Raw genomic sequence first — 12,943 nt, 5'->3', positions numbered from 1 at the left:
GTTCCCATGTATTATCGGTGAGCACTGTTCTTGCCATAATTTAGAGAGCCCTGTTTGAAATAGTCTCTTTATTTTAAAGCCTTTATACTTACTTTTACAGATTAGGGACACGCCCTAGTTTTTATTGATATTTGAGCTGCTCAAGAGGCTATGAAACCATATAAACAAATAAATATGATAAAAATTGCATTAAATTTGTAGACAGTGCTTGCAATTCGTTTTGGCTTTGCTATAATACTCGCCCACGGGATAAGACGTATTATCAGCAATAATACTATTTTTTAGAACTTAAAAAGTCTTACATCGTTTGGTGAAGTGGGTGAGTGGCTGAAACCAGTTCCCTGCTAAGGAACCATACGTTTGCGCGTATCGAGGGTTCGAATCCCTCCTTCACCTCCATTTATTCGGTTTTTAGTAGAGTAGTGACGCAGCATAAAAGCGTTAATAATCTTCTGTTTTATTAAAGCAAAAACTATTTTGATTTTAATAAAAAAAGATGTTGACACAAGCGAAATTATCTATATAATAACCAACCTAATTTGCTGCAATTGTTTCTTAACAACGCAGTAAATGATGTGCAAAGTACGCGCTTGTAGCTCAGTTGGATAGAGCACTTGGCTACGAACTAAGGGGTCGGGAGTTCGAATCTCTCCAAGCGCACCATTTGCATAATCACTTCTTTAACCCAGTTAGAGAAACCTTAAAATAATCGCCTGTCTTATGACAATTTGGCGATTTTTTTATGTCTGCAATTTCTGTGTGATAGTCTTATGAGCTGATGAGTCATACGACATGGTTATACCACATTGTTATATGACTTACGGCATCTTAGGATAATGTACGATAAGACCGTGAATTACGGTACAATAGAGTCATTATTCACTGCTTGCTATGAGCTTGTACCATGTCAAAGAGTTTACCTAAACGACCTACCAAATCTGCTGCTCAAACTAAAGCATCAGCATATCATGCCGCTGAAAGTGAAGAGCTAACGATTGCTAAACCTGGCACCCGTATGGCAGCCATTCTCTATGATGGTATGTTAATTTTAGCGTTGTTGTTTTTGGTCGGTACCCTGCTAACCGTGATTGGTACACTTATCACGATGGAGACGGGTAGCGAGTCGTCACAAGCGCAGTCGCTGCCAACGTGGTATCAAAACGTGATTATGACGCCGTCTTTTATACTGACGTTAGTAGGATTCTATGGGATATTTTGGCGTCGCGGTGGACAGACATTAGGTATGCAGACTTGGCGGTTAAAGACGGTCAATAGTAATGGTCATTTGCTAACGTGGGGACAGTCATTTAAGCGGATTTTAGCGGCCAGTATTATGCCACTTATATTTGGTATCATTGGTAGTGTCATTGATGGCTCGCGTGCTGTTTTATTGACCAGTGCCTTTTTGGGCTTTGTCTTTAACTATGCTTTTTGCCTCTTTAACCCACGTGGTCTCGCAGTGCAAGATATGCTATCGAATACCATTACCTTAAAAATTCCAAAAACAGAGAATGAAGGACTATGGCGGGTGATTAGAAATCGCAAGCAAGGAAAATAAACCACATTATCATCGCCATAGTCCTTTAAGACATTTTAAGGTCTGTTAATACAATTTAAGCGTTACAGGTTGACGGTTTGTATCAGCCATAAAGTATAGCCGACAAAGAATAAGACCAAAGTCGACCCAGAAGTGCGACCGAATGGACGCTTATTCATAAAGGCAAACCCACACAATACCAAGAGTAACAAGGTGACCAATCCCATCGCCACTATATCGCGCGATAAGATAATTGGACTGACTGTGATTGGCGCTATAAGCGCTGCGAGACCAACGACGCCCAAGGTGTTAAATATATTAGAGCCAATAATATTACCCAATGCCATGTCGTGTTCGCCTTTACGGGCGGCTGATAAGCTCGATACCAGCTCAGGTAACGAGGTCCCCACAGCAACAATCGTCAATCCAATCACCAGTTCGCTCACGCCCCACAGCGTTGCCAATTCTACTGCACCCCAAACTATAGCCCGCGAGCTAATGACCAGTAAAAGCATGCCGATAACTAAGCTGATGAGTCCCCGTGTTAGGGTTTGTTCGATATGTTCAGCATCGACGCTTTCTGCTATGGGTTCTCCTTCGTGCTCATGGTTGCCTTCACGTAAGCTTAGTACAATCTGAATGCCTAAAGTCACGACCAGCAGCGCTATCAACACAATCGCATCTGCTTGGTCTAATTGCCCATCACGCAGCTGCCATGCGGCGACCATAGTAATCAATACCAATAGAGGTAAATCACGCTTGATGATGCCCTTACGAATGATAATAGGGCTAATCAATACGGTTGCACCCAATACCAGCGCAATATTGATGATGTTTGAGCCATAAGCGTTGCCTAATGCCAAATCAGGGCTGCCTTCTAGTGCCGCCAATACTGACACGACCATCTCAGGGGCGGATGTACCCACACCCAAAATCAACACACCTATTAAGAAACTGGGGACGTTGAATTTTTTTGCCAAGGCAGTGGCGCCATCAACAAAAAGGTCTGCACTCCAAACAAGAATAGCTAGTCCGATCAATACTGCAATAACTGCCAACCACATCAGTCTGTTTCCTTATTAGTGTTAATACCAAACCTAAAAATACGCTTAGCCGTGCCAAATTCATTTAGCCTAAAAACATAGCGCTGACATTTATTTTTCTGACGACTTCATCTTTTAAGAGTGGTATAAAATGTGAATTTGCCATATAAAAATGGCATAAAAAAAAGCTGAATCAGAATGGAGATTCAGCTCTCATATTAGCATAGCGGTTTTGGTTGGATAATAAGAATAACTTCAACAGCTTAGTCGATTGTTTATCCTTGCTTTATCCAAAAATCTTCGGTGTTCCGGTGCTTTAAGCCACTTGTACCGGAATGATGTTTGCCGTGTCTTTTACAGTGTTATCTTCGTTGCAATACACCAGTTTTGGCTGGTAGGTTGCCGCTTCTACTTCATCAAAATGAGCATAGGCACAGATGATAACGATATCGCCTAAATCTGCCATGTGAGCCGCCGCACCATTTAGCGAGATGATACCAGAACCTGCTTCAGCGCGGATAGCGTAGGTGCGAAAGCGCTTGCCATTGGTCACATTGTAGATATCGATAGACTCATTTTCGCGCAGACCAGCAAGATCCAATAAATCACCATCGATACCGCATGAGCCTTCGTAATGAAGTTCGGCATGGGTGACGCGAGCACGGTGTAATTTGCATTTAAGCATATTAAGTAGCATAGGTTGCTTCCTTAGCGTAACTGAGATTAATGATTCAAATCAAAAGGTTAATGGGGGATAACTTGCTAAAATAAAAGGCTATTATGGTTAAAGCATGATTTTATTCTGGCAGTTTGAAGCCATTAATTTGTGAACGTGCTTTTTCAATATCGCCATTTAGTAATAATGGTAGCGCTTCAAATGCTGCTGTCAGAGCGCTATCAATGGCAATCTGTTCATCGGGCGCAGCTTTTGAGAGTACATGACCACTAACTTTAGACTTATGACCAGGATGATCAATACCAATACGCAAACGATGGAAGTCGTTGCCGATATGAGGGGTGATATCACGCAGACCATTATGACCGCCATGACCACCATTCGTCTTAAGTTTGATACTGCCAGCTGGAATATCGAGCTCATCATGAGCAATCAGTAACTCATCATTTTCAATGCCATAAAATTTCACCATCGGCACGACCGACTGACCAGACTTATTCATAAAGGTGAGCGGCATCAATAGACGTACGTCATGCCCATGAATCTGCCCACGTCCTGTAATTCCATGAAACTTTTTATCATGGGAGAGGGTAATGTTGAACTGCTGAGCCAAGTGATGGACAAACCAAAACCCTGCATTATGACGTGTAAACATATACTGCTGACCAGGATTACCAAGACCGACAATAAGCTTTATGGCCATAAAAACACCCTGCTTAAATTGAATAAATGAGGCATAAGGTTTGTGATTATGCTATTTATTCATAGCATATCTGTTATTTTTCAAACCTTACTTACAAAAACAGCAGGAGATATTTATCACCTGCTGTTTTTTGACTAAACAAACCTTGTATTACATAGCAGACGCTAGGTTGCGTGCTCTATGTAACCGTGGTTTATTATTCGCCGTCTTTGTCTTCAGTGCCTTGCTCAGTAGCAGGTACGTCAGCAGCATCAACTTCTTCAGCGTCTGCGTCAACTTCTTCAACCGTTGGTGGCTGCATGTTAACGATAGTACGGTCGTGAGCATCTTCCATGTCAAGATCAAAGATGATAACGCCTTCAGGTAGTTTGATGTCTGATAGACGGAATAGATCACCGATTTCCATGCCTGATACGTCAATTTCTAGGTATTCAGGTAATTGTGATGGTAGGCAAACGATTTCGATATCAGATACTAGCGTTGATAGAACACCACCAGCTTTAGTACCAGGCGCTTCTTCACGACCAGCAAAATGCACAGGAACGTTCATGTTGATTTTCTGACCTTTCACAACGCGCTGGAAATCAGCATGCATTGGGAAGCCTTTAGCTGGATGGCGTTGCAAGTCTTTGATAACCGCTTGATGCTCTACACCATCAACATTGATTGTCAAAATGTGTGAGAAGAACGCTTCGAATTCAAGTGACTTTACTAGCTCGTTGATCTTGATAGAGATAGACGTTGGCTCTTCGTTACCACCATAGATGATAGCAGGAACTAGATTCTGCTTACGTAGGCGGCGGCTCGCACCTTTACCTTGTTGCTCAGCAGAACGATCAACAGCGTTTAGTTCAAAATGATTAATGCTCATGGATATAATCCTATAAAAAGAATGATGAAGTGTCTGGTCATAAAAAAGTGGATTTGCGACCAATCCACTAATACGTGATGATAGCTAACATTTATGATTGCTAATAAAATTCACAATTGCTAAATGTAGCCATTTGCTCATCATAACGATTTTTTGGATAGTCATTATCATGACAATCGTTACTTTTGGGCATGATCAGCACTTTTAAGAATGCCAACCTAATTAAATCGAACAAATGGTTGGCACAGGCGCGCATTATACGTGATTTTGTAGTAATAATAAAGACCTACGCAAAATGACTGTGCAACACCAATAGGCAAAAAAAGCGTCAAGTAAAGATACTTGACGCTTTTTTTTAAACTTAAGCAGTGTTTTATAACGAGCATTGCCAACAGAAAGTAGAGAGAGTGCTCATTAAAAATCTAAGCGTCAAACATGGCGCTGATAGATTCTTCGTTATTGATACGGCGTAAGCTTTCAGCAAGCATCGGTGCGATACTCACTTGGCGGATTTTGCTACAGGCTTTTGCCGCTTCAGACAATGGAATCGTATCGGTAACAACGACTTCGTCTAGCGCAGATTCACTGATATTTTGTAACGCGTTGCCTGATAGGACAGGGTGCGTAATATAAGCCAATACGCGACGTGCACCGTTTGCTTTCAATGCTTCAGCTGCTTTACATAGCGTACCTGCGGTATCAACCATATCATCAACGATGACGCAATCACGGTCACGGACATCGCCGATGATGTGCATGACTTGCGACTCATTGGCACGGGCACGGCGTTTATCGATAATCGCCATGTCAGTATCGCCCAACTGTTTAGCCATAGCACGCGCACGCACCACGCCACCGACGTCAGGAGAGACAACCATGATGTTGTCGTAATCTTGTTTTTGTAGGTCGTTAAGCAATACAGGCGTGCCGTAGATATTGTCTACAGGAATGTCAAAAAAGCCTTGAATCTGATCTGAGTGCAAATCAACCGTCATCACGCGATCGATACTCACGATGTTTAGCATGTCAGCGACGACTTTAGCAGAGATAGGCACGCGAGCTGAACGAGGGCGACGGTCTTGACGGGCATAACCGAAGTAGGGCATGACTGCTGTGATGCGACCCGCACTAGAGCGACGCAAAGCGTCCGCCATCATCATGATTTCCATCAAATTGTCATTGGTTGGTGCACAAGTTGGCTGCATGATAAACACGTCTTTACCGCGCACGTGTTCTTTGATTTCTACGGCGATTTCGCCATCAGAAAAACGCGTGATATCAGCTTTACCAAGAGGTATATGGAGATGATCGGCTACGGTTTTTGCTAATTCAGGGTGGGCATTACCCGTAAAAATCGCCAAATAAGGCATGACAGAAGTCCTATTGATTGACTCAAGCAGCGACCGCTAAGCAGTGTCAAACTGCTCAAATTCAGAAAAGAGTGGTGAAAAGTTTTGATGACTACTATTACAGTAAAAAATGGCAGGGGTAGCTGGACTCGAACCAACGGATGTCAGGATCAAAACCTGATGCCTTACCAACTTGGCTATACCCCTGTAATGTCTAGGCTGTGCACGTCGATATCTAATAGCAACTTTTAATAAAAGTCATTGTTAGAATAGCGTCACGACCTGTTCGCTATATTATAAACGGATAAACCATTTAAAACATAACTGTTCCCTAGCGGTGTCCGTTGCGAACTATACCGAAACTGGGATAACGTTGTCAATGTCAATAAGATAAGCGGCTATTCATAAACCACTTATGATCATTGCATATCAAACGCTTCGTACTAAAAAATGGCAGGGGTAGCTGGACTCGAACCAACGGATGTCAGGATCAAAACCTGATGCCTTACCAACTTGGCTATACCCCTATTGAGGCGACCTATTATAATTAAATTTTCAGATTTTGCAAGTCATTTGCGCCTTTTTATGGCTTTTATTAAAAAATAGGTCAAAAAAAACGAATATCGGGTCAACAAAGCGCTTTACGCTGTATTTATAATCATGTTATCTTCGCACTACGGCTCAAATCTAACTCATAGATTACGAACTAAATATGCAGAACAAGGCGCCTCTTCAATCCACTTTGCTAAAAGTGCTTTGTCAGTAGCCACGCTTGCATCCAAAGGCAAGAACACCGCGCTACCAGAGCCGGTCATTCGTGCTGTGCCGAGTGCTTGCGCCTCTAACCCTTGTAAGTAACGTAATGCTGCGCTGACGGCAGGGGCGAGGCTCGTCACCACTGGCGTAAAGACATTGTGATAAGGCGTGGTCAGAGTTTGTACATAGTCGGCTTGTTTATTTTTAATTGTCTCAACCGATAGCACAGCGATATCACGTTGTAATTTAGGATGCGCGAACAGCTGGGCAGTATTAACGTGAGCATTGGGCGTCAATACTAAATATTGCTGGTCGGGCAACTTGATTGCGGTCAACTGCTCCCCAATACCCATCGCAATCGCATCTTGCCCAAAGATAAAAATCGGCACATCTGCGCCCACTTTAGCACCGATTTTTATCAGTTCATTTTGAGTAAAGTTAAGCTGCCATATTTCATTAAGCGTCATCAATGTCGTCGCGGCATTGGATGAGCCGCCACCCAAGCCTGCACCCATCGGTAAATGCTTATCTAAAGCGATATGCACTTGTGCTAACTGCTCAGGTAGAGTGTTTGACTGTATGGCAGCCGCTAGCAATACACGCGCTGCTTTAAAAATCAAGTTGTCTTCTATATCGGCAGTTATAGTCTCTGCACCAGCCAATATTAGAAGTTGATGACAGAGATTATTGGCATCTAGTTCACTATTTGCCGTAGATTCACTATCTACTGTAAAAATTACGGCTTCATCTATGACTGAGAAATGTAGATAATCGCCCCAATCGAGCAAGCGAAACACGGTTTGCAAATTATGATAGCCATCAGCACGCTTACCTGTGATATGCAAAAATAGATTAATCTTTGCCGGTGATAAGCGGGTGATGGTGGAAGTAGGCGTAGCGGCTAGGTTTTTAATCATAAGTTTCAGTCATAAGCGGCTATAGTAATCAATAATCAGCAATTTTCATCGTATTTACGTGACTAATCAATGATTGATCGTCATTACTACCTTATTGCCTTGTGGCAGCACGGCACTGATTTTATTTGGTAACTTGTCGGACCCTTTATAGGTGAAGCTTGCGGTCCATTCACCATTGACTGAGCTGATTAAACGATTCTGATCATCGAGCTGTGGTGCGCTATCGGAAGGCGCTGGGCGACCAGATATCCAATAGGGCATTTGTGAAATAGGCGCTTGCCACCCAGTAGCTTTTTTGAGCAAAGTCTCAGGATCATCAGCAGTTAAGGTACCTGTTTTTTCGCTGACTAAAGTGGCGGTTTGACCATTATACTCGATGTTGGTTTTACCAATACCGAGCGCGCCGATCAGCTCAATGGCAAAGCGATCATTCTGCTGCCCCCATGCATAGAACGCACTACCACCTTGAGTGCCTGTGGTGTCATTGGCGGGCATCGTCACACCAATTTTGCCAGTGATATTAAAGTTCTCAAGCTTTTGCGGTGGCTCAGCGTTTTGACCTTGTAAAGTCGTGCTGGGTTGGTTGGTAGCGTTGGCTGTTTTTAGTGATTGACAACCAGACGTGATGACGAGCGCGGTTGTCACGGCAGCGAATAGCACCAATTTATTAGGCTTATTAGCATGGACCAATACTGACATGATGTTTCCTCAAAGATAGACAAATTTACGAAATCATTGTTTCGAAAAGAGGTTAGCTTAATGGTTGTATGTTACTCAGTTATGCGTGGCTGTTAGTATCTTATGAGTGCCTTGTAATCATAGCATGCAACGATTTATCCACTATAAAACGGCGGGTCAGTAAAGTTGTATACGGTCATTGATATTGTGTTGCCCAAATGAGAAGCGCTGCTGCAAGTCTGCGAGTAACGCCTCGACTTTTTCATTATTGCCTAAACCTTGATAAGCGCGTAGCAGTAAGCTGCCAGAGCGCAAGGTAGGGAACACATCGTAAGGGGTTTGCAGGTAGTCGATGACTTGTTGATAGTTTTCATTGGCCAATGCATTGCCAGCCAGCACATTCAGCGCTTGCAAGTGCAGCTCATTGTCATAACGTGGGTCATCATAGCGAATTTGAATGATGGCGGTGGCCAATGCCAATCCTTGTTCAGAGCTGCGTTCATTGGCTAGCAATAGCTGCGCATAACTGAGCTGGTAGGAGAGGTTGGTTGGGTCAAGTGCTTGCAGGTGATTGAGCAAGGTGCGCTTAACGATATAGTCGTCTTTGTCGTCAAGGAGCTGGGCGCGTGCAAACAAGAGCATTTCATTATCAGGATATTTGCGAGCAGCTTTGGTTAGTAGGCGCAGGGCTTCTTCGGACTCATTTTGCTGCCATAAAATATCAGCTTGCAGCACAAAGGTATCTGGCGCAAAGACGTTAAAGTCTTTACGCAGTTTTTCTAAAGTAGCAATCGCCGCATCTACATCGCCGTTAAGCAATTCAAAAGCCACTACTTTTCTACGAGCCTCTAATACTAAGTCTTCTTGCATGACACCGTTGAGATAGTATTTGGCTTGGTCAAAGCGCTGCTGACGCTCGGCACTGATGCCAAGGTAATAATAAGCTTGATCGAGGTAAGCGGGGTTTTTTGCGAGCATGTTGAGTAGCTCATCGGCACTGTTATATTCTTCGATGTCTAAGCTCACCAATGCAGCCAACAAAGTAATCTCGGCATCATCCGCAAAGCGACTATGGGCATCCAGCAATAATTGCCACGCTTCTTGGCTTTGCTTTAGGTCAAGCAAGTAGCGAATCTCGTACAGATAGAGACTTTTACTATCGGGGTTACGCAGGCGTGCTTGGCTCACATAATTGACGACGGTTTCAGCCGTGACGATTTTGCGCAGTATGTCAGCCTTTAGCGTAATAAAAGGTACATAGTCAGGCTGGCGTTCTAGCGCACGATTGATATGGACAATGGCAATCTCAGGCTCGTTAAATTGGTAAAGTAACCCTGCTTTCAATACCGACAATGAGGCATTCTGCTCGCTATCTAGTGGTTGCAAAGCGGCAAGTAATTCACGTTTGTCTTCATCATTGTTTGGATAGATACCGATAAGGATTTCGCTTAAGTCCGCTCGAGGATCATAAAGCAAAATACGATTTAAGGTTTCACCAGCTAACAGATAATCGTGTGCTCGCAGGGCCAAATGCGCCACATAAAACCAAGTAGGCACGTGATCCGGATTTTGGTCTTGCCATGACTTGGCAAATTGTAACGATTTCTCAACCCTTTCGGTGCGTAAAGAAAGGCTGAGTGCTCTTTCAAATACGGCAGTTGCATCTTCTTTAAATGCTTGCTGCTTATAGATAGTAATCGCTCGTTGTCTATCACCGCGATCTGCTGCGAATTCTGCATCAAGCAGCGCATACAGGCTAGGCTCTTTGAGCTCAGGTTGCCATAAGGTAGTTGGTGCTAACCCATTAATATTGGCGACATTTTCTATTGGTTGTGTGTTGGTAGGAGAAATTTCTGGTAGCGTTGAGCGGCTATTATCAATGCCGTCGCTACTGACGGCCTTGTCATTCTTATCAGCAATGGATATTTTGGGTACATGGGCTTCGAGCGAGATATCAGGATGACTGGCATGAACGGAAGACGATCCTAAGCATAGGCAAAAGGCCAACGACAAGGTTAGCTTATAACGCTGGCACAGACGTTCGATAACCGCATGCAATAGAGCACGCAGATTAGATTGGTCGTCATGCGCAAGTTGTGATCGAAATAATGACCCAAAAAAAATCATAGATAACCGTATTCGCCCATTGTTCATCTATATCGATAAGACAATTTTATTTTAATCATTTCAAACTAACTATTGGTAACGAGTACCCATGCCTGACATTATAAAAGCAGACTGATGGGATAAACAATAGTGCCCGTGTTACTCCGTTATTAATAGCCGCCGCTCTACCAAGTCTTTGCTAACAAAGTAGGATTGGCCGATAACCTGTATCAACGAGGTATTTCATTGGTTGTAAGTCTTAGCCTAAATATTGTGAAAATATAACAAGTTAACGTCAAGTAAGCGAATGATTTCTATCCATTTCTATAAGCACTCGCTAAAACATAGATATTGGTTTTAACAATCGTATCGGTAGTTGATTTGTTACTCATGTGCCCAGATACAAGCAAATAGCTATCATCGATAGCTGAGTGTTAATTAAAGCTGGCAATAATGATATAATAAGCGGCTTTTAGAGTCTTCCTTTCAGCGCTGTCGTCTACAACTGTCTTTTAAAAATAATGAGATAGCGTGGGCTGGCAGGTGAGCGTCATGTTTATGGTCTATCAATAATGAGATTAGTGGTCATTGGGGTCAATCACAAAACTGCACCAGTCGCTCTGAGAGAGCGTTTGGCGCTTGTGGGTGACGATGTGAATATCGCGCTCAAACAATTAGAGGCCTTTACTGATGGCAGTGTGATTGTTTCGACTTGCAATCGTACGGAAATCTATGCGCTCGTGCCGCAGCTAGCAGAGCCGCAAGATGTCCCCTCTATGTCTGCTAATGGCGCGGCCGGTGCTCAGACATCTTCGGCGGCTATTAGTGCTCATATCTTAAAAATTAAAGCATGGCTTGCTGACTTTAAGCAGTTGTCACTGTCTGAGATTGATCCCTATCTTTATGTGCACCGTGATACTCACGCGCTGACTCATTGGCTTAGGGTCGCCGCAGGGCTTGACTCTATGATATTGGGTGAGCCGCAGATACTCGGTCAAATCAAGCGCTCAGTACAGCTCGCGCAAGAACAAAAAGCCCTGAGTAATCAGCTTGGCTGGATTATCGATCAAGTATTTGCTGCCGCCAAACGCGTACGTAATGAGACCCAAGTGGGTGCTCAAGCGGTATCGCTTAGCTATGCGGCCGCCAAATTAGTGACGCAAATATTCGATGATTTGCCCAGTCGCACATTGCTGGTGGTCGCGGCAGGCGAGATGAACCGTTTGGTTGCTACCCACATTGCTGGGCTTGGTGTAGGTCGCGTGATTATTTGCAACCGCAATCCTGAGCGCGCTGAAGCGCTGGCAGTGGAGCTGCGCCGCGCAGGTCACTTGGTAGAAGTCAGACCTTTGCAAGAGTTACCACAAGTTTTAGCAGAAGCCGATATCGTTAGTAGCTGTAGCGGTAGTATGGATGTGTTGATCGATAAAACCATGACTTTGCGGGCGCTGAAACATCGTCGTTATCAGCCTATGTTGATGATTGACTTAGCCGTACCGCGTGATATTGACTCGACCATTAGTCGTATTGATGATGTTTATCTCTACTCTGTCGATGATCTACAACACGTGATCGCTGGCAATATCGAACAGCGTAGACAAGCGGCAGTTGATGCGGAATTGCTCGTTAGCCAATTAGTCGTTGAGATGGATCGCAGCTTTCAAGTGCGCCAAGTCGGTAAAGACATTCAGCAGTATCGCGCGCATACGCAGGATCAAGTAGATAAACTCCTGCATGAATCCATTACCAAGCTACAACAGGATAATGCCAGTCCTGAAGATATTATCATTGAGCTGTCACGCCGCCTGACGCAGACGCTAACCCACGCACCATCGAAGCTCATGCGCAAGGCTGCCCGTGAAGGGGATAGTGAGTTGCTAGACTTTGTGGTGTCTGGGCTGCAAGAGGCTCATCGCGGACGTCGATAGTTATTATTGACTGATCAAAAAAACGTAAGTGGCGCAAACCTTATTATTGCGCAAACATATCGTTGTCAACCTGCATTATCAGTGCTAATATCAAGCTGTTATGAGTATATTAAGTGATGATAATCTTTTGTTATACGCGAGCGGTTATTCTCCAAAACCTTAGTGTATATGTTCTCGCTTGATGCCTATTCATCTCATCAGTTGTTAGTGACCATTATTAGCCTACCACCGCGTAGCCCCTATAGTGGCGCACCTGTTCTGTACGACTTTGTCTAAAATCAATAAAAACACGTCGTGCAAAACACAATCACCAACGGCAATAGCGCTAGGATAAAGTGCTATATCGTCAACCCTGCGTCATGCTCTCGACTATTACCCC

10 protein-coding genes and 4 tRNA genes are annotated in these 12,943 nt (G+C 43.8%); 4 read left to right on the top strand and 10 right to left on the bottom strand.

Annotated features, from left to right (window positions below):
* The first annotated feature begins 309 nt into the window (after positions 1-309).
* From ACP7AE_RS13050 to ACP7AE_RS13040, 3 genes are all read left to right on the top strand, one after another.
* Positions 310-399 (top strand) — tRNA-Ser (locus ACP7AE_RS13050).
* A 187-nt stretch (positions 400-586) separates the two neighbouring features.
* A tRNA-Arg gene (locus ACP7AE_RS13045) sits at positions 587-663 on the top strand.
* 241 nt (positions 664-904) lie between these two features.
* The gene (locus tag ACP7AE_RS13040) at positions 905-1,558 is read left to right on the top strand and encodes an RDD family protein (RefSeq protein ID WP_201539476.1); all 654 of its coding nucleotides are present in this window, start codon (positions 905-907) and stop codon (positions 1,556-1,558) included.
* 62 nt (positions 1,559-1,620) lie between these two features.
* Here the strand turns inward: ACP7AE_RS13040 and ACP7AE_RS13035 are convergent, their stop codons facing one another.
* From ACP7AE_RS13035 to ACP7AE_RS12990, 10 genes are all read right to left on the bottom strand, one after another.
* Positions 1,621-2,601 carry a calcium/sodium antiporter gene (locus ACP7AE_RS13035; protein WP_201539477.1) on the bottom strand — a complete coding sequence of 327 codons (981 nt, stop codon included), beginning with the start codon at positions 2,599-2,601 and terminating at the stop codon, positions 1,621-1,623.
* A gap of 295 nt (positions 2,602-2,896) precedes the next feature.
* Complete coding sequence (gene panD / locus ACP7AE_RS13030) at positions 2,897-3,277, bottom strand: aspartate 1-decarboxylase (RefSeq protein ID WP_045443274.1); 381 nt, start codon at positions 3,275-3,277, stop codon at positions 2,897-2,899.
* A 100-nt stretch (positions 3,278-3,377) separates the two neighbouring features.
* Complete coding sequence (pth, locus tag ACP7AE_RS13025) at positions 3,378-3,959, bottom strand: aminoacyl-tRNA hydrolase (protein WP_201539478.1); 582 nt, start codon at positions 3,957-3,959, stop codon at positions 3,378-3,380.
* A gap of 196 nt (positions 3,960-4,155) precedes the next feature.
* Positions 4,156-4,830 carry a 50S ribosomal protein L25/general stress protein Ctc gene (locus ACP7AE_RS13020; protein ID WP_045443278.1) on the bottom strand — a complete coding sequence of 225 codons (675 nt, stop codon included), beginning with the start codon at positions 4,828-4,830 and terminating at the stop codon, positions 4,156-4,158.
* Between the two features lie 422 nt (positions 4,831-5,252).
* Positions 5,253-6,200 (bottom strand): ribose-phosphate pyrophosphokinase, encoded by a 948-nt coding sequence (locus tag ACP7AE_RS13015; protein ID WP_045452669.1) that lies wholly within the window; start codon positions 6,198-6,200, stop codon positions 5,253-5,255.
* 110 nt (positions 6,201-6,310) lie between these two features.
* Positions 6,311-6,386, bottom strand: a tRNA-Gln gene (locus ACP7AE_RS13010).
* Between the two features lie 244 nt (positions 6,387-6,630).
* A tRNA-Gln gene (locus ACP7AE_RS13005) sits at positions 6,631-6,706 on the bottom strand.
* Positions 6,707-6,871: 165 nt separating this feature from the next.
* Positions 6,872-7,852 carry a 4-(cytidine 5'-diphospho)-2-C-methyl-D-erythritol kinase gene (gene ispE / locus ACP7AE_RS13000; protein ID WP_426243587.1) on the bottom strand — a complete coding sequence of 327 codons (981 nt, stop codon included), beginning with the start codon at positions 7,850-7,852 and terminating at the stop codon, positions 6,872-6,874.
* Positions 7,853-7,918: 66 nt separating this feature from the next.
* Entirely contained in the window at positions 7,919-8,551 is a 633-nt protein-coding gene (gene lolB / locus ACP7AE_RS12995) for a lipoprotein insertase outer membrane protein LolB (protein ID WP_201539480.1), read from the bottom strand.
* 156 nt (positions 8,552-8,707) lie between these two features.
* Complete coding sequence (locus tag ACP7AE_RS12990) at positions 8,708-10,657, bottom strand: tetratricopeptide repeat protein (RefSeq protein ID WP_426243585.1); 1,950 nt, start codon at positions 10,655-10,657, stop codon at positions 8,708-8,710.
* 551 nt (positions 10,658-11,208) lie between these two features.
* Between ACP7AE_RS12990 and hemA the strand changes: the two genes are divergently transcribed.
* Entirely contained in the window at positions 11,209-12,564 is a 1,356-nt protein-coding gene (hemA, locus tag ACP7AE_RS12985; RefSeq protein ID WP_201539482.1) for a glutamyl-tRNA reductase, read from the top strand.
* The last annotated feature ends 379 nt before the right edge of the window (positions 12,565-12,943 follow it).

This window comes from Psychrobacter sp. TWP2-1-2 (assembly GCF_049896785.1).
In the GTDB taxonomy this organism is placed as follows: domain Bacteria; phylum Pseudomonadota; class Gammaproteobacteria; order Pseudomonadales; family Moraxellaceae; genus Psychrobacter.
The sequence above is the reverse complement of the archived record's forward strand: the minus strand, read 5'-3'. Positions and strand labels throughout refer to the sequence as shown.